The following is a 17,425-nucleotide window of genomic DNA, read 5'->3' as shown; positions in this document are numbered from 1 at the left end:
GGCTCAGTCGAGTGCGACAGAATGCCGCTTGGCCCAGTCGGTTAGCGCCTTGCGCATGTCCCGTGGCGGTTTGGCGAGCAATGCTTCGAGCTTGCCGCGCACCGCGCCGACGTCAAGCGAGCGGATCATCGCCTTGACCGGGCCGATCGCCGCCGGCGTGATCGAGAAATTGTGGATGCCGATCCCCATCAGGGCCATCGCCTCCAGCGGCCGCCCGCCCATTTCGCCGCAGACCCGCACCGGTACGCCTGCCGCCGCCGCTTCGCGAGCGACGCGGCGGAGGAAGCGGAGGATCGCCGGGCTCAGCCAGTCATAGCGTTCGGCCAGCCGCGGATCGGCGCGATCGGCGGCGAACAGGAACTGCGTCAGGTCGTTGGTCCCGATCGACAGGAAGTTGATCCTCGGCAGCAGCTGATCGAGCATCTCGGCCAGGCTCGGCACTTCCAGCATCGCCCCGAATTCGACCCGCGCCGGGCCGGGGCGGCGCGCCTTGACCCACTCGATCTGCGCTTCGAACAGGGTCCGCGCTTCCTCATATTCCCACGGTTCGGAGATCATCGGGAACATGACCCGAAGCACCCGCCCCTCGGCCGCCTCGATCAGAGCGCGGGCCTGCGCCTTCATCAGCGTCGAGCGGTCGAGGCTGAGCCGAAGCGCGCGCCAGCCCATCGCCGGATTCTCGGCCTCGTCGGTGGCGTCGGCAAGGTAGGGCAGCGCCTTGTCGCCGCCGATGTCGACGGTGCGGAACACCACCGGCCGGTCACCCGCCGCTTCCAGCACCTGGCGATAGAGGCGATATTGCGCGTCGCGGCCGGGCAGCGCGGCGGAGACCAGGAACTGGAACTCGGTCCGGAACAGGCCGATTCCGTCGGCCCCGGTGGCGTCGAGCGCCCCGGCGTCCTCGGCCAGGCCGGCATTGACCATCAATGTCGCGCGCACCCCGTCCTTGCTGATCGGGGGGAGAGAGCGGATGGCGGCGAATTCGGCGCGGCGCTTCTGCCCCATCGCCATCCGCGTCTCGAACGCACTGGTTACCGCCCGGGTCGGGCGCACCACCAGGCTGCCCTGGTTGCCGTCGACCAGCACGGTGTCGCCCTCGGCGGCGGTATGGCCAATGTCCTTGACCCGACCGATCACCGGCACCCCCATGGCGCGGGCGACGATGGTGACGTGGGCGGTGAGCGAGCCTTCCTCCAGCACCACCGCCTTCAGCCGGCGGCGATCATATTCGAGCAGTTCAGCCGGCCCCAGGCTCTTGGCGATCAGCACCGAATCGCTCGGCAGGCCGGTCTGCGCCGCGGTTCCCATCCGCCCGCTGACGATCCGCATCAGCCGGTTGGACAGGTCCTCGAGGTCGTGCATCCGCTCCTTGAGGATCGGATCGTCGATCTCCAGCATCCGGGCGCGAGTGCGTTGCTGGACCCGCTCGATCGCCGCTTCGGCGGTCAGCCCGCTGTCGATCGCCAGGTTGATCCGCCGGACCCAGCCTTCGTCATAGGCGAACATCTTGTAGGTCTCGAGGATTTCCTGATGCTCGCCGGCGGTGCCGAACTCCGCCTCGCGGGTCATGTTCTCGATCTGGGTCCGCATCTTGGCGAAGGCGGAGATGACCCGGCTGCGCTCCAGTTCGGGATCGTCGGCGACGGTCTGCTCGACCACCACGCGGGGTTCGTGGAACACCGCGGTGCCCCGCGCCATGCCCGACACCAGCTTGAGCCCGGCCAGCCGCACCATCCCCTCGCGCTGGCCGCCGCGGCGCGCGGTGCCGTCGGTCAGCCGCGCGCCGGCGATCAATTCGGACAGCACCATCGCGACCGTCTGCAGCGCCTCGATCTCGACCTCGGCATAGGCGCGCGGATCGGCATGCTGGACCGCAAGCACCCCGACGCTGCGTTCGCGGAAGATGATCGGCACGCCGGCAAAGCTGTGGAAGCGATCCTCCCCCGTCTCCGGGCGATAGGCGAACGCCGGGTGGGTGCTGGCCTCGGCCAAATTCAGGATCCGCCCCTCGGCGGCGATCGTCCCGACCAGCCCCTGCCCGGGCGACAGCCGGGTCACGTGCACCGCCTCCTTGTTGAGGCCGTGGGTGGCGAACAATTCCAGCGACTGTTCGCGCAGCAGGTAGATCGAGCAGACCTCGCTGCCCATCGCCTCGGCGATCAGGTCTACCGTGAGGTCCAGCTTGGCCTGCGCCGACCCCCGCCTGGCCATCAACTGGTGAAGCCCGGTCAGGATCTCGCGGGCGGAGTTGGCGGCGGTCAGCGGCATTCTCAAGCGCTATCAGGAACGTGGCAAAGGGCCAAGCGGCGCGGCCGTGGCAGTCCGGTCGAAGCAAAATTCGCGTCCGATGTCATCCGTTCGCGGGCCCGGGCCGTAGTTTGAGGCGTCTAGACTTGCCAATCACCCGGAGACTCCCTTTCATGAGCGTTCGTCCTCTCGCCGCCAGCCTGCTGGCGGCAACCCTTGCCGCGACCGCCCTTTCGCCTGCTTCGGCGCAAAGCAACGCCGCCCGCTGGAGCGGCCCCTACGTCGGCGGCCAGGCCGGCATCGGCAACATCGACAACGACCGGCCGCAGGTGCTGTTCGACACCAATCGCGACGGCACCTTCACCGACACGGTCCGCACCAGCGGCGGCGCCAATGCCTTTTCGCCCGGCTTCTGCGACGGCCGCGCCCAGGGCGTCACTCCCAACGGCGGGTGCGACAATGGCGACCAGGCGGTCGAGTATGGCGCCCACGTCGGCTACGACATGGCGCTCGGCAATCTGGTCGTCGGCGTGGTCGGCGAATATGATCGCAGCAACCTCAAGGACAGCGTCTCGGCCTTTTCGACCACGCCGGCCAATTACGTCCTGACGCGCGAATTGCGCGACAGCTTCGGGCTTCGCGCCCGCGCCGGCGTCGCGCTCGACGACACGCTGCTCTACGCCACCGCCGGAGCGATCCACGGCCGGTTCCGCAACAGTTTCGCCAGCAGCAACACCGCCAATGCCTTTGCGGTCACCGACGCGCGGACCAGCGGCTGGGGCTATCGCGCCGGCGGGGGAGTCGAGCAGCGGCTCGGCGGCAACCTCTCGATCGGGCTGCTCTACCTCTATTCCTCGATCAAAGACGATGGCGACAACCGGATCGACGTGACCCGCGGCACCGCCCCGGCCACCACCAATCCGTTCGTGCTGGTCAATGCCGCCGGCACCCAGTTCCAGCGCACCGACGACCGGTTCCGCTCGCACAGCGCAAAGGTCACTGCCAGCCTGCGCTTCTGAGGATAGCAGGCCCGGGAGGCACGGAGCCGCCCGGGCCTGCTCATCGCGTTTCCGTGGGGCAGGCCGTGCCCGGACATGCCGCGGGCCAGACCTTTCAATTGCGCATGATCTCGCCGATTTCGGCGTTGCGGCGGAGATAGGTGTCGCGCTTGCAGCCCTCGCTATCGCAGCGGCCCAGCCGGGCGACGAATTGTTCGCGCGTGGCGGTCAGCCGGCTGCGCTTTGCCTCGGTGCCGTAGCGCAGGCTCTGGTCGGTCAACAGCTTCAGATGCCGTTCGAGCGGGGCCAGGTCGATGCTCGGCCGTGCCGGTGCCGGTGCCGCGGCGGCCTTCGCAGCCGGACGGGACAATGCCTTGGTCGGCACCCTGGCCGCCATCTCGGTTCGCTCGAGGGCAGTGGCCCGGCGGACCGTCGGCTGATTGTCGGCGGTCCGCACGGGCATCCGCACCGGATCCTTCACCGGCAAGGGCGGCAGGACGACTTGCGCCTCGACCTCGGGCTCGCGGGTGACGTCGGGAAGCGGAGGCTGCTCTTCCTCGACGTCGGCCTGTCGCCGCGCGGAAAGTTCGTCGTCCACCGGCCTAACCGCAGGTTCGGGCCGAGCGGCTTCGGCCACTCGGATCGGCGGCGCAGCGGCCGTGACCGGCGGGGCAAGCTGCGGCTGGCCCAGCGCCCACCAGCCGAGCCCGATCGTCCCGGCGGCAAGCAGCAGGAACAGGTTGCGCCCCGCCGCCCCGCCGCGCACCCGGGCCCGGGTGCTGAGCACGGCCGGACCAACGACGCTTCCGCCCTCCGGCTGAAAGCGCGCCTGCCGAGTCTCGTCATAGGCTGCCCGCCGCTCGGGATCGCGCAGCACGTCCCACGCCGCGGTCACCGCCTGGGCTCGGGCAGGATCGGCCTCCTCGCCGCCCTTGTCCGGGTGATAGCGACGGATCAGCGCCAAGTAGGCGCCGCGGATCACCACCGTTTCGGCCTGCGGGTCGACCCCGAGGGTTCGGTAATGATTGGTCATGGCTGCGGTCGACGACTCCCGGCCCCGTCTTCAATTGCCCGCGTCATAGGGCAATGGCAGGCGCGCCGCACCTGCCTTCAGGACCGTCGCTCGAGCGCGGCCTCCGCCTCACCGACTAGCTCGGCGATGATGGCGGCGGTCGGCTGTTCCCCGGTGACCATGCCGACCGACTGGCCGGCCATCACGCTGCCGGTCTCGACGTCGCCGTCGATCACCGCGCGGCGCAGCGCGCCAGCCCAGTAATGCTCGATCTGCAACTGCGCCTCGGCCATCTCCAGCGCCTTGCCGTCGAGCTGCTCGGCGATCTCGCGCTGCTTGGCGGCGAAGCGCTCGGTTTCCTTGTTCTTCAAGGCGCGGACCGGGATCACCGGCAGGCGCGGATCGATCTGGATGCTCGGCACCGCATCGCGCGCACTGGCGCGGATGAAGGCTTTCTTGAAGTTGGCATGGGCGATGCTCTCGGTGGCGCACACGAACCGGGTGCCGAGCTGGACGCCCGCCGCCCCCATCTCCAGATAGGCCGCGATCGCCTCGCCTCGGCCGATCCCGCCGGCCAGGAATACCGGGATCTGCTCGGCCATGTGCGGCAGGATTTCCTGCGCCAGCACGGTGGTCGACACCGGGCCGATGTGACCGCCCGCTTCCATTCCCTCGATCACGATGGCGTCGGCGCCCGAGCGCATCAATTTCTTGGCCAGGCTCAGCGCCGGGGCAAAGGCGATCAGCTTGGCGCCGGTCGCCTTGATCCGGTCGATCGCCCCGCTGGGTGGCAGGCCGCCGGCCAGGACGATGTGTCCGACCCGGTGCCGTCCGCACATCTCGATCAGCTCGGTCAGCTGCGGGTGCATGGTGATGAGGTTGACCCCGAACGGCTTGTCGGTCCGCTTTTTCGTCTCGGCGATCTCGGTGTCGAGCAGCTCCGGGTTCATCGCCCCGCAGGCGATCACGCCGAACCCGCCGGCGTTGCTGATCGCCGCCACCAGGTTGCGCTCGCTGACCCAGCTCATCGCCCCGCCCATGATCGCGTAGCGGGTGCCAAGGAAGTCGGCGCCGCGCGCCATCAATGCGTCGAGACGGCTCAAGCAACACGCTCCTGGTCGAGGCCGAAGGCGGTGTGCAGGACGCGCACCGCAAGCTCGGTATAGGCTTCGGGGATCAGCACGCTGACCTTGATCTCGCTGGTGGTGATGGCGAGGAGGTTGATCCCCCGCTCGGCCAGCGTGTCGAACATCTTGGCGGCGATACCGGCGTTGGAGCGCATGCCCACCCCGACCGCGCTGATCTTGACCACGTCGGTGTCGGTCAGGACCTCGGCGAACCCTGCTTCGGCCTTGATCTTTTCCAGCTCGGCCACCGTTTCGGGCAGGCTGGCGGTCGGCACGGTGAAGGTCAGGTCGGACGGCTGCCCGCTGCGGGCGACCGACTGGACGATCATGTCGACATTGATGTTGGCCGCCGCCAGCGGGCGGAAGATCGCCGCCACCGCGCCGGGCCGGTCGGGCAGCCCGGCCAGCGTGATCCGGGCCTCGTTGAGGTCATGGGCGATGCCCGTGATGATGTTGCGTTCCATGTTTCGTTCCTCGACCGCCTGTTCCCCGGCGATGATCGTTCCCGGCCGGTCCTCGAACGAGGACAGCACCTGCAGCGGCATGTTGAAGCGCATCGCCAGCCCGACCGAGCGGGTCTGCAGCACCTTGGCCCCGACCGAGGCCAGTTCGAGCATCTCCTCATAGGTGATGGCCTCGATCTTGGCCGCGCGCGGCACGATCCTGGGATCGGTGGTGTAGACCCCGTCGACGTCGGTGTAGATGTCGCAGCGGTCGGCCTTCATCGCCACCGCCAGCGCGACTGCCGAGGTGTCGGAACCGCCACGGCCCAGAGTCGCCAGCGCGCCCTCCCCGGTCACGCCCTGGAAGCCCGGGATTACCGCCACCCCGCCAGCCGCGAAAGCGCGGTCGAGGACGCTGACGTCGATCGTCTCGATCAGCGCGCTGACATGGCCCGAGGCGCGGATCGGCAGCTGCCAGCCCATGTAGGATCGCGCCTTGACCCCCATGCCCTGCAAGGTGATCGCCAGCAGGCCGCTGGTCACCTGCTCGCCGCTCGCCACCACCACGTCATATTCGCGCGGATCGTAGAGCGGGGCGGCCTCTCGGCACATCTGCACCAGCCGGTCGGTCTCGCCGGCCATCGCCGACACCACCACCGCCACCTCATGCCCCGCGTCGACCTCGCGCCGGACCCGCTCGGCGACCGAGCGGATACGCTCCATCCCCGCCATCGAGGTGCCGCCGAATTTCATGACGACGCGGGCCATCAGGGCGCCTCGCCGTTCAAAACGGATCGTTCGTGCTGAGCGAAGTCGAAGCACGCTCGCGCTAACACCCTTCGACTGCGCTCAGGGCGAACGATTGCTGTGAATGTGGCCCGCATAGCGCGGTCCTGTTAGGGACGCACCATGAGCGAGACAAGCACCAGCATCCGCCCCTCCGAAGCCGCCCACTTCGGCGCGATGGCCGCCGACTGGTGGGACCCCAGGGGCAGCTCGGCGATGCTGCATCGGCTGAACCCGGTCCGGCTGTCCTTCATCCGCGAGGCGATCGACCATCATTTCGCCTCCGACGAGCGCTCGCTCCGCCCGCTCGACGGCCTGGCCGCGCTCGACGTCGGGTGCGGCGCCGGGTTGCTGGCCGAACCGCTCGCTCGGCTCGGCGCGCATGTCACCGGGGTCGATGCCGCACCCGAACTGGTCGAGGCGGCGCGCACCCACGCCGGCGCCAGCGGCCTGGCGATCCGCTACGTCGCGGGGGAAGTGGCGGCGCTGGACGGGCAATTCGACCTCGTCACCGCGCTGGAGGTGATCGAGCATGTCGCCGATCCCGCATCCTTTGTCCGGGCGCTGGCCGATCGCCTCGCGCCCGGCGGCCTCTTGGTGATGAGCACGCCCGCCCGCACCGCCTGGTCGCGGCTGCTGACCATCACGCTGGCCGAAGGCACCGGCCGGATTCCGCGCGGGACCCACGATTACGACCAGTTCCTGAGCCCAGACCAGCTTTCCGCATTGCTGGGCGAGGCCGGACTGGCCGTCACCGCCACCCGCGGCATCGCCTTTTCGCCGGGCCGCGGACTGCACCTCAGCCAGGACCTCAGCCTCAACTATCTGCTCGCCGCGACCCGCGCCTGAGCCGGCGCTTCAGCCCGCCTCGACCAGCCCGGCATCGCCCCGCCGGCGCAGGAAGGCGGCGATCGAGCCCGCGTCCATCGGCTTGCCGTAGCGGAACCCCTGCGCCGCGACGCAGCCGATGTCGCGCAGCACCTGCTCCTGTTCCGCCGTCTCCACCCCTTCGGCGATCACCTCAAGGTCGAAGCTGTTGGCCATGCACAGCAGCGAACGGACGATCTCGGCATCGCCCGGACGATCGTGGATCTCGGCGATGAAGCTGCGATCGATCTTGAGCCGGGTCAGCGGAAACTGCTGCAACATGCTGAGCGAGGCGAAGCCGGTCCCGAAATCGTCGAACGCAATCCCGACACCCTGCTCCTTCAGCCGTCGCAGCGCGGCGGTCGACGGTTCGTTGAAGCGCAGCACGGTGTTCTCGGTTATCTCCACCTCGAGCTGCGAGGGCCGCAATTGATGGCGGGCGATGGCGTCGGCGACGACGTCGTACAGCCGCTCAGTCCGAAGCTGCGCCGGGAACAGATTGACCCCGACCCGGATGGTGCCGAGCCCCTGGCGCTTCCACCGCGCCACCGCCGCGCAGGCTTCGTCGAGGATCCATTCGCCAACCTCTTCCGCGATCGGGCTCTCCGACAAGACGTCGAGAAAGGCGTTGGGAGCGAGCAGGCCGTGGCGCGGGTGGCGCCAGCGCAGCAGCGCCTCGACCCCCAGCAACCCGTGGTCGGGCAGCGACAGTTGCGGCTGGTACCACAATTCGAACTCGCGCGCGGTGAACGCCTGGCGCAGCTCGTTGCTCAGCCGAAGCCTCTGCTCCGACCGGTTCTGCATGCTCGGCATGAAGAAGCAGCGGGTACCGCCGCCGCTGCTCTTGGCGCTGTAGAGGGCAAGGTCCGCACGTGCCAGCAAGGTATCGGCGGTGGCTGCATTGTGCGGGGACATGGCGATGCCGATGCTGGTGCCGATAAACACCGACTGCCCGCCGATCTCGAACGGCAGGCTCAGCGCCTTCTTGATCGCGGAGGCGAGATTGTCGATCCGGAACATGTCGTCGCACTGAGTCACCAGCAGCGCGAATTCGTCCCCGCCCAGCCGCGCAACGAATTCATCCGCCCCCCGAGTCACCTTCACCAACCTTTGCGCGACCCGGACCAGAAGCCGGTCTCCGGCGGAGTGGCCGAGGCTGTCGTTGACATGCTTGAACCCGTCGAGGTCGAGCATCAGCAACGAACAGGGTCCTTGCTCGATATTCGCCTCCAGCCTGGCCGACAGGGCAGCCCGGTTGGGCAGGGTCGTCAGCGTGTCGCAATGCGCCAGATGCTCGAGCCGATTCATGGTCGCCCGTCGGTCGGTGACGTCGCGGATCAGCGCGCCGAACACGATGCTGCCACCCTCCTTCCATAGCGACAGCGACAGGTCGACCGGCAGTTCATGCCCATCGGCATGCAGCGCCATGATCTCCACCGCATGACCGGCGAGCCGGGACGCGCCATATTTCACGGCCCGGGCAAGCCCGGCCTCATGCGCCGCGCGCACGGCGGGCGGGATGATGATCGTCAGCGGCCGACCCAGCGCTTCCTCGCGCGAATGCCCGAACATGGCTTCGGCCGCGGCATTCCAGCTGAGGATGAGATTGTCCGCTCCGGCGCAGATGGCCGCCGTCGCCGACTGGTCGAGCATCAGCTCGAACCGGTCGGGTATTGCTGGCGGCGTGCCCGAAGTGGCCATGGATCGTCGATATCCGAAGCTGGCAGGGTTGGTGCCTCCATTGTAGGCGACCGCTGGCGCGCACCGTCGGACGCCGCAGATTAAGTCCTCTGCCCTCGCCGGTCCGGCCTCGCGCAGCCCCTCGGCGCCGGCAGCCGGTAACCTTTGCTTAGGCTAATCCAGGTTAGTGACGCCGCGCACTTACTCCCTTATTGACGGAGTCGCTGGTGACGGGCACCGAGCAGACGGAACGAATGATCGATCATCCCCCGCGCGAGGAGCGGCGACCCGTCGCGCTGTCGGGCTGGCTGGTCCGCAACGGGAGCAGCCAGGCGTACGACTTCCAGATCGACGACCTGTCCTATGGCGGTTGCCGGCTGCGCTCGACCGCTAAGCTGGCACGGGGCGAGAAGGTCCAGCTCAATGTGCTCCGCCGCGGCACCATCCCGGCCACCGTGCAGTGGCATAATGGCCAGGGTATCGGCCTGTCCTTCGCCACCGAGCCGCCGGAAAAGGCGCTGAAGCCGCGCAAGGGCGAGCGCGTCCCGCTGAAGACCGAACTGGTGGTTCGCCACGCCGGGCGACGCCCCCGCGTGCTCGACGTCAGCGACTTGTCACGCTTCGGCTGCTGCCTGCTCTGCGACGATCTTCCGCGCGCCGACGAATGGCTGTGGGTAGCGCTGCCTGGCCTCGCGCCGGTCGAGGCCCGGATCCGCTGGGTCGACGGACGGCGCGCCGGGGTGGAATTCGTCCACCCCATCCACGAAGCCGTGTTCGACCTGCTGCTGCTGCGCTGGGGCCTCGCGGCCTGAGCGCCTTACCCTATTCCTCGTCGCGCACCGCGTCGGCCGAAGCGCGGCGGGCCAGCCAGTCAGTGATCGGGTGGAAGCCGTCGACCAGGGGGAAGGCAACGCCCGCTTCGCGCTCGCTCGACCATCGCAGTTCGCCGCGCAACGGCGGCAGGTCGGGGATTTGCACGATCACCTTGCAGGCGGGAATGATCCGGCTGCCGGTGCTGACCTTGACCCCGCCGTCCGAGGCATTGTCGAGATAGCCGGCATATTGCCGATTGCCGATCCGCACCCGCACCGGGCACCGCACGTCCAGCCGTTCGAAGCGCCGCGCGCGAAAGCTGTTCCCGCCATCCTCGCCGAGGCGGCCGGCCTCCCCGACCCCGTGGGCGTCGCGGGTCAGTTTCTCCATGAACATGCCTTGCCCCTCCTCGCGCTAAGCTGCCCGAGCATAGGGAACCGGCTACAAGACGTGCTTGCCAGGCGTGGTTACCGGATCATTTCACTTTGCCGGTCGAACCATCGCCGGCTGGCCTGGCCTAGAGCTCGAGGACATCGACCCACCGACCGGCACCGCGCTCGAGTCCCGGCTCAACTGGTCGAGCCGGGCGCGGATCGCATCGACCGTGGGGGCGACACCGGCACCGCCGCGTGACCCCGCGCGGCGCAGGCATGCTCATAGGCCGTGATCAGCTCGGCCGCAGGGACCCGCCCGCCCCACAGTTCGGCCTGGAAGCATTCCACCAGCCGCTCGGCCGCTTCCTCCTCCGCGCCGCCGGCAGTCGTAAAGGACACCGGCGCCCCAGCGGCAAGCAGGCCGAGGAAGCCGTGCCCGACCACGCTTTCGACACCATAATGGACCATGTCGTGCGGGATGATGCCCTGCTTGGGGCACTCGATCCGCTCGGCGGTGCGCCCCTCGCGCTCGACCAGCAGCCCGTCGGCCTTGCCCGCGCCCTTAGTGAAGGTCAGTCGCATCGGCGGATCAGAAATCGACCTTGTCGTAATGCTGCGGCGGGACGATCACTTCCATCCGCTCGCCGAGCAGCGGTCGGAACGCCGGGCGGCTCTTCATTACGCTGTACCAGTCCTTGGTCTGCTTGTGCCCGCGCCAGTCGACCGCGCCGAGATAGTCGATCACGCTGAGGTGCGCCGCCGCGGTGAAGTCGGCCAGGCTCAGCGCCGCCCCCGCCAGCCAGCGGCGGTGGTCGAGCAGATAGTCGAGATAGTCGAGATGGTTGTTGCCGACCCGCATCGCGTCGCGCAGCACGCGGGTGTCGGGGCTTTCCTTGCTGACCAGGCGCTTGCGCATCCGCTCGACCATCAGCGGCTCGACCACTTCGCGGAACAGCTTCTCGTCGAACCACTGGGTCAGCCGCCGGATCTCGGCCCGCTGCGCCGCGTCGCCGTGGATCATCGGGACCTTCTCGACCGTCTCCTCGAAATACTCGGCGATCGGCTGGCTTCCGATCAGGACGAGGTTGCGCTCGGTCTCGACCAGCACCGGGGTTTCCCCGGCGGGATTCAGATCGACGAATTCGTCCCGCCGCTCCCACGGATTCTCGCGCACCAGTTCGGCCGGTATACCCTTCTCGGCCATCACCAGCCGGACCTTGCGGGAAAAGGGACACAGGGGAAATTGCAGGAGCTGCCACATGCCCCCGGCTTTAACGCGGGTTCACCGAGGGGCAAGGCGAAGCTACAGCGTTTCGCATGACCCGCCGAAAGAAGTCGCACTCCTCCTCCCACGGTTCCGCCAACCGCCCCCGTTTCTGGGGCCGCCACGCGGTCGCTGCAGCGCTCGACAACCCCGATCGCCGGGTGCTCAAGGCATGGGCGACGCAGGAAGCGGCGACCTTCATGAACCTCCCGCCCGAGGTCATCCTGACCCGCGCCGAGGTCACCGACCTCGCCCGCCTCGTCCCCAACGACGCGCCGCACCAGGGCGTGGTGATCGAGGTTGAGCCGCTGGAGGACATCTGGCTCGGCGATCTGCTGTCCGAGGCGGACGAGAAAGCCACTCTGCTGGTGCTTGACCAGGTCACCGACCCCCACAATGTCGGCGCCATCCTCCGCTCCGCCGCCGCCTTCGGGGCGATCGGGATCGTCACCCAGGACCGCCACTCGCCTCCCGAGGGCGGAGCGCTGGCCAAGGCCGCCTCGGGCGCGCTCGAGCGGGTGCCGTGGGTCCGCGTCGTCAACCTCGCCCGCGCGCTCGACGAGATGGAGGAAGCCGGCTTCTGGCGCATCGGCCTCGCCGGCGACGCCAAGATGACGCTGGGCGAAGCGCTCGGTCCACAGCGGGTCGCCCTGGTGCTCGGCGCCGAAGGGCCCGGCATGCGCCAGAACATCCGCGACCATTGCGATGCGCTGGCCAAGCTCCCGATCACGGATGCGGTCGAAAGCCTCAACGTCTCCAACGCCGCCGCCATCGCGCTCTATGCCGCGGCCGAGGCGGGCAAGTGACCCATTCCCGCTGATGGTCCACACCCGCGAAACCCTGGCCGAGGCGCTCGCCCACCTCACCGCCACCGAGCCTGCCTTCGTCGCAGCGATCGAGCGCCACGGCCCTCCCGAGCCGCGCAGCTCGGAACGCGGCACCGCCGCCCTGCTCCGCACCATCGTCGGCCAGCAGGTCAGCGTCGCCGCCGCCCGCTCGATGTGGGACAAATTGACCGGCGCCTATGGCGATCCGCCCGACCTCGCCCGCCTGGCTGCCGCAAGCGACGAGGAACTGCGCGCGCTTGGCCAGTCGCGGCAAAAGGCCGGCTACCTCCGCAGCCTCGCCACCCTTACCCTGTCGGGCGAGCTCGACCTCGCCAACCTGCCCGCGGACAATGAGGAGGCGATCGCGCTCCTGACCAAGGTCAAGGGCATCGGCCGCTGGTCGGCGGAGATCTACCTGCTGTTCGCCGAGGGCCGCCCCGACGTCTTCCCGGCCGGCGACCTTGCCGTCCAGATCGAGCTTGGCCGCCTGCTCGGCACCGACGACCGCCCGGCCGAGAAGTGGCTGCGCGAACGGGCGGAAAGCTGGGCTCCCTACCGGGGTGCGGCGGCCGTGCTGGCGTGGCACAGCTACAATACCAAGGTCCTGTAGAAAGCCCTCATGTCCCGCCTGATCGTCGCCATTGGCGGAACCACCCGCCCCGAAAGCAGCACCGAACGCGTGCTCGGCCTCGCCGCCGAGGCCGCCCGCTGCAACGGCGCCGAAGTGCAGGCGTTCGGCGGCGCCTATATCGCGGGCCTTCCCCATTACCGCGGCCCCGACTGGCGCCCCGACACCGGCCGCGAGCTGATCGAGGCTGTGCGCGCCGCCGACGGCATCCTGCTGGCGACGCCGGGCTATCACGGCACCGTCTCGGGCATGGTCAAGAACGCGATCGACTATCTCGAGGAACTGGCCACCGACACCCGCCCCTATCTCGAAGGCCGCCCGGTCGGGCTGATCGTCACCGCCTTCGGCCACCAGGCCGCCAACAGCTCGATGACCACCCTGCGCACCATCGCCCACGCCCTGCGCGGCTGGCCGACCCCGTTCGGCGCCGCGCTCAAGATCGGTCCGGCCAGCTTCGACGCCGGGGGCCACCTGATGGACGAGGACAGCGCCGCGCAGCTCCGCCTCGTCGGTAGCCAGGTCGCCCAGGCCGCGGGGCGCCTGGGGTGAGCGGCGAGCCGCTGATCCTCGTCCTCGACAGCGGCACCAGTTCCACCCGCGCCTTCCTCTACGACACCGCCGGCCGCATTCACGGGCAAGCCAGTCGCCCGATCACCCAGCATTATCCCGCACCGGGACTGGTCGAGCATGACGCCGACGAGATCTGGACGCAGAGCCGCGCCTGCCTGGCCGAGGTGATCGCCGCCGCCGGCGGGGCGTCGCGCATCGCCGCGCTCGGCCTCACCAACCAGCGCGAAACGCTCGTCGCCTGGGACCGCCGCACCGGCCGGCCGCTCGCCCGTGCGATCGTCTGGCAGGACCGCCGCACCGCCGACACCTGCGACGCGCTGCGCGGCCACGAGCCCGAGATCGAGCGCCGCACCGGGCTCCGCCTCGACCCCTATTTCTCCGCGACCAAGATGGCCTGGCTGCTCGAGCATGGCGAAGCGGTCCGAAGCGCCGGCGATGCACTGGCGTTCGGCACGATCGACAGCTGGCTTCTATTCAACCTCACCGGCGACCACCTCAGCGACGTCAGCAACGCCAGCCGCACCCTGCTGCTCGATCTCGACGGGACCGCCTTCGCCGAAGACCTCTGCGACCTGTTCGCCGTGCCGCGCGCCGCGCTGCCGCGGATCGTCCCGACCGCCGGCCCGCTCGGCACCCTCAAGCCCGCGCTGTTCGGCGGCGCGATCCCCCTCACCGCCTCGATCGGCGACCAGCAGTCCGCCACGGTCGGCCAGGGCTGCCTGTCGCCCGGCGACACCAAGCTGACCCTCGGCACCGGCGCCTTCGTCCTCACCAACCTCGGCCCCGGTCGCCCCGCCCCCGCCGCCGGGCTGCTCGGCACCGTCCTGCACCAAGTCGCGGGCCATCCCCGCCACCATGCACTGGAAGGATCGGTGTTCGTCGCCGGAAGCCTGGTCAAATGGCTGCGCGACAATCTCGGCCTGGTCGCTTCGGCCGCCGAGACGGCCGAGCTTGCCGCCTCGGTCCCCGACAATGGCGGAGTCACCCTGCTGCCCGCGCTGTCCGGCCTCGGCGCGCCTTATTGGAAGCCCGATGCCACCGCCGCCATCACCGGCCTGACCTTTGCCGCCACCCGCGCCCACCTCGCCCGCGCCGCGCTCGAAAGCGTCAGCCACCAGATGGCCGACCTCGCCGCCGCCTTCGCCGCCGCCGACGCCCCCTGGACCCGGCTCCGGCTCGACGGCGGGATGAGCGCCAACGACTGGCTCGCCCAGGACCTCGCCGACATGTGCCGCCTGCCCGTCCACCGCCCCGCCGACGTCGAGACCACCGCCCGCGGCGCCGCGATCATGGCCGCGGTCGGTGCCGGCCTCTATCCCGACCTCGAGCAGGCCGCCGCCGCAATGACCCCCGCGACCCACCGCTTCGAGCCCCGCGATCTCGCGTCGCAACGCGCCAGCCGCCTCGGCGCATGGCGAGCGCTGGTCGAACGCGCGTGATGGGATCGTAGCGAGCGACGCGGCCAATTAAGCCTCGTAAACGAGGCACTTGGTGTTCATACCATCGCATCGGTTCAGGTCAGGTGCGTCGAAATGGCTGTTCTCCGGGTAAATCCTTCCGTCGCGTTCGATTTCCGCAATCTTTCCTACATTTGGTACACCCAGAACCGCACCGATTCCGGCGTCCGGCACGATGAGGCCGCCGTCATCGACGGTCGCACTTATCCCGACGCCTTCTTCATCGTTGCGAGCTTTGGTGGCGCCACGCGGGAACTGATCTTCGCCGGTAGCGACATCACACTCGACATCTGGGGACGCGTCACCGGGGGAAATATCGCCGCCATCGCCGAGATCGACAGGACCACCGGCTTACCGCTCTACATCCTGACCGGTCTCAGCCTCGACGCCGCGGCCCTCTATGCTACGGCAACGTCGGCATCGAGTGCCGACGAGCTTGATCTGCTGAGGACCGCCCTGGCGGACGCCGACACACTGACATTGTCCGAACGCGCCGATTATGCCGAGGGCGCTGCCGGTGACGACGAGATCTACGGGCTTGGCGGACGCGACCAATTGCTTGGCGGCGACGGAAATGACGCCCTTTATGGCGGGGATGACCGCGACATCCTGAACGGCGGCGATGGCAACGACTTCCTGTTCGGAGGTGCCGGCGATGATTACCAGATGATTGGCGGCGCGGGTGACGATCTGCTCGATGGCGGAGCGGGCTACGACGATATGTTCGGCGGGCCCGGAGACGATACCTATGTCGTGGACTTCAGCTCCGACACGATATTCGAACGTGTGAACGAGGGCATCGACACCGTCCTCACCTATTCCAACTACTTTACCCTCCAAGCCAACGTCGAAAATCTGACGATTGCCGTCCCCCGAAGTGCCAGCCTGACGGGCAATTCACTCGACAACAGGATCGTCGGCGGAACCGGTAACGACAGGCTGTACGGCCTGGAAGGCAACGACACGCTGATCGGCAACAGCGGGATCGACACCGCGATAAATTGGGGTGTGGATCGCTCGGCTGCGACGGTCGAACGGGTGGCTGGTGGCCCGCTTCGCATCAGTTCGCTGCTCGATGGGACCGACGTGGCGTCCGGGGTCGAGCTCGTGCGATTCAGTGACGGGCTCTACTCGTTCGAGTTTGGAGACCCCGAGGGCCCGTCGCTGGCCCAGTTCGGCGGGGTGACCGGAGGCTGGTCGAGCCAGGAACGTTATCCCCGCCATCTGGCCGATGTGAATGGCGACGGATTCGCCGATATCGTCGGCTTCGGCCAGCTCGGCGTTCTGGTCTCCTATGGGTCGCCGACCGGCGGCTTCTCCGACCAGGTTCTCGCTCCGATTGACTTCGGCCACGCCGCTGGCTGGACGAGTGACTTGCGCTTCCACCGGCAACTTGCCGACGTGAATGGCGACGGAAGAGCGGACATCGTCGGCTTCGGACAGGCCGGTACGCTGGTGGCGCTGGGCAAGGCGGACGGCGGCTTTGCCAGCCCGATCTTGGCGATCGTTGATTATGGCGCAAATCAGGGCTGGACCGATCAGGACCGGTTCGCACGCACCCTTGGCGATGTGAACGGGGACGGACGAGCGGACATCGTCGGGTTTGGAAGCGCCGGAATCCTGGTGTCGTTCGGCCGCGCCGATGGCGGCTTCCAGTCTCCGATCCTCGCGCTTTCCGACTTCACCGCGGCGCGCGGCTGGTCCAGCAACGACCTGTTCCCACGCGACGTCGCGGACGTCGATGGCGATGGCCGGGCGGATATCGTCGGCTTCGGCACCGCCGGCACCTATTTCGCTTACGCCAAGGCAGATGGAACCTTCGCAACGCCGATCTTCGTCTTCCGGGAATTCGGGACGGATCAAGGCTGGACGAGCCAGGATCGCTTCACCCGCCGGGTTGCCGACGTCAACGGCGACGGATTCGCCGACGTCGTCGGATTCGGCGAGGCCGGGACCTACGTGGCATTTGGTTATGACCCGACAGGCTACGGGATCGATGAGTCCCTCAAGCCACCCGCCCGGCTGTTCGCGCCCGCCTTCGATCTCGACGACTTCGGAAACCGGCAAGGCTGGCGTTCCGACACCATCACGGATCGCGACCTGGGCGACGTCAACAATGACGGCTTGCTGGACATCGTCGGCTTCGGACCGTCGGGTATCCTGATCGCTCTCAACCAGGGCAGCCTGCTAAGCAGCTGACCCGCCCCTGCCGCCTACCTTGGCCCTTCGGGCACCAACCTTGCGATCGCTGCCGGAACGGGTGAACCGTACCCGCCTCGAGAGCATGTGGCCGTTTCGAATTTAATCGGTGTGCTGATTGTCTGCGATGGGT

The 17,425-nt window shown here is 68.5% G+C and carries 16 protein-coding genes; 8 read left to right on the top strand and 8 right to left on the bottom strand.

The features are described from left to right. Window positions 1-3 precede the first annotated feature (3 nt). On the bottom strand, window positions 4-2,268 hold the full coding sequence (gene ptsP / locus M1K48_RS11975) for a phosphoenolpyruvate--protein phosphotransferase (protein WP_249503433.1): 2,265 nt from the start codon (window positions 2,266-2,268) through the stop codon (window positions 4-6). 152 nt (window positions 2,269-2,420) lie between these two features. On the opposite strand from ptsP, the gene M1K48_RS11970 reads away from it, so the two are divergent. Beyond that, window positions 2,421-3,266 (top strand): outer membrane protein, encoded by an 846-nt coding sequence (locus M1K48_RS11970; protein WP_249503432.1) that lies wholly within the window; start codon window positions 2,421-2,423, stop codon window positions 3,264-3,266. 94 nt (window positions 3,267-3,360) lie between these two features. Here M1K48_RS11970 and M1K48_RS11965 read toward each other — a convergent pair whose 3' ends face one another. The 3 genes from M1K48_RS11965 to M1K48_RS11955 form a co-directional block, all read right to left on the bottom strand. Beyond that, window positions 3,361-4,278: a J domain-containing protein gene (locus tag M1K48_RS11965; protein WP_249503431.1), complete on the bottom strand. Its 918-nt coding sequence runs from the start codon at window positions 4,276-4,278 to the stop codon at window positions 3,361-3,363. Between the two features lie 77 nt (window positions 4,279-4,355). Next, the gene (locus tag M1K48_RS11960; RefSeq protein ID WP_249505249.1) at window positions 4,356-5,339 is read right to left on the bottom strand and encodes an NAD(P)H-dependent flavin oxidoreductase; all 984 of its coding nucleotides are present in this window, start codon (window positions 5,337-5,339) and stop codon (window positions 4,356-4,358) included. A 17-nt stretch (window positions 5,340-5,356) separates the two neighbouring features. Further along, on the bottom strand, window positions 5,357-6,595 hold the full coding sequence (locus M1K48_RS11955) for an aspartate kinase (protein ID WP_249503430.1): 1,239 nt from the start codon (window positions 6,593-6,595) through the stop codon (window positions 5,357-5,359). Between the two features lie 141 nt (window positions 6,596-6,736). Between M1K48_RS11955 and ubiG the strand changes: the two genes are divergently transcribed. After that, a complete protein-coding gene (gene ubiG / locus M1K48_RS11950) occupies window positions 6,737-7,462 on the top strand; it encodes a bifunctional 2-polyprenyl-6-hydroxyphenol methylase/3-demethylubiquinol 3-O-methyltransferase UbiG (RefSeq protein ID WP_249503428.1) in 726 nt (241 codons plus the stop codon). A 9-nt stretch (window positions 7,463-7,471) separates the two neighbouring features. Here ubiG and M1K48_RS11945 read toward each other — a convergent pair whose 3' ends face one another. Then, on the bottom strand, window positions 7,472-9,181 hold the full coding sequence (locus M1K48_RS11945) for a putative bifunctional diguanylate cyclase/phosphodiesterase (protein WP_249503426.1): 1,710 nt from the start codon (window positions 9,179-9,181) through the stop codon (window positions 7,472-7,474). 233 nt (window positions 9,182-9,414) lie between these two features. Here M1K48_RS11945 and M1K48_RS11940 point away from each other — a divergent pair, with 233 nt between their 5' ends. Continuing rightward, the gene (locus tag M1K48_RS11940; RefSeq protein ID WP_249503425.1) at window positions 9,415-9,972 is read left to right on the top strand and encodes a PilZ domain-containing protein; all 558 of its coding nucleotides are present in this window, start codon (window positions 9,415-9,417) and stop codon (window positions 9,970-9,972) included. Window positions 9,973-9,982: 10 nt separating this feature from the next. Here the strand turns inward: M1K48_RS11940 and M1K48_RS11935 are convergent, their stop codons facing one another. The 3 genes from M1K48_RS11935 to M1K48_RS11925 form a co-directional block, all read right to left on the bottom strand. Continuing rightward, a complete protein-coding gene (locus M1K48_RS11935; RefSeq protein ID WP_249503424.1) occupies window positions 9,983-10,369 on the bottom strand; it encodes a PilZ domain-containing protein in 387 nt (128 codons plus the stop codon). A gap of 173 nt (window positions 10,370-10,542) precedes the next feature. After that, window positions 10,543-10,929 (bottom strand): hypothetical protein, encoded by a 387-nt coding sequence (locus M1K48_RS11930; RefSeq protein WP_249503423.1) that lies wholly within the window; start codon window positions 10,927-10,929, stop codon window positions 10,543-10,545. A 7-nt stretch (window positions 10,930-10,936) separates the two neighbouring features. After that, window positions 10,937-11,608 (bottom strand): glutathione S-transferase family protein, encoded by a 672-nt coding sequence (locus M1K48_RS11925; RefSeq protein ID WP_249503422.1) that lies wholly within the window; start codon window positions 11,606-11,608, stop codon window positions 10,937-10,939. Window positions 11,609-11,664: 56 nt separating this feature from the next. Here M1K48_RS11925 and rlmB point away from each other — a divergent pair, with 56 nt between their 5' ends. The 5 genes from rlmB to M1K48_RS11895 all read left to right on the top strand — a co-directional run bounded on the left by rlmB (window position 11,665) and on the right by M1K48_RS11895 (window position 17,292). Then, window positions 11,665-12,417, top strand: a complete 753-nt coding sequence (gene rlmB / locus M1K48_RS11920; RefSeq protein WP_249503421.1) for a 23S rRNA (guanosine(2251)-2'-O)-methyltransferase RlmB — start codon at window positions 11,665-11,667, stop codon at window positions 12,415-12,417. 13 nt (window positions 12,418-12,430) lie between these two features. Beyond that, window positions 12,431-13,048, top strand: coding sequence for a DNA-3-methyladenine glycosylase family protein (locus M1K48_RS11915; RefSeq protein ID WP_249503420.1), 618 nt, complete (start codon window positions 12,431-12,433; stop codon window positions 13,046-13,048). Window positions 13,049-13,057: 9 nt separating this feature from the next. After that, on the top strand, window positions 13,058-13,615 hold the full coding sequence (locus tag M1K48_RS11910; RefSeq protein WP_249503419.1) for an NADPH-dependent FMN reductase: 558 nt from the start codon (window positions 13,058-13,060) through the stop codon (window positions 13,613-13,615). Next, a complete protein-coding gene (locus tag M1K48_RS11905) occupies window positions 13,612-15,075 on the top strand; it encodes an FGGY family carbohydrate kinase (RefSeq protein WP_249503418.1) in 1,464 nt (487 codons plus the stop codon). Before M1K48_RS11910 ends, M1K48_RS11905 begins: the two co-directional genes overlap by 4 nt. Before the next feature lie 93 nt (window positions 15,076-15,168). Then, window positions 15,169-17,292: an FG-GAP-like repeat-containing protein gene (locus M1K48_RS11895; RefSeq protein WP_319941174.1), complete on the top strand. Its 2,124-nt coding sequence runs from the start codon at window positions 15,169-15,171 to the stop codon at window positions 17,290-17,292. Window positions 17,293-17,425: the final 133 nt, after the last annotated feature.

Source organism: Sphingomonas glaciei (assembly GCF_023380025.1).
Lineage (GTDB): Bacteria > Pseudomonadota > Alphaproteobacteria > Sphingomonadales > Sphingomonadaceae > Sphingomicrobium > Sphingomicrobium glaciei.
The sequence above is the reverse complement of the archived record's forward strand: the minus strand, read 5'-3'. Positions and strand labels throughout refer to the sequence as shown.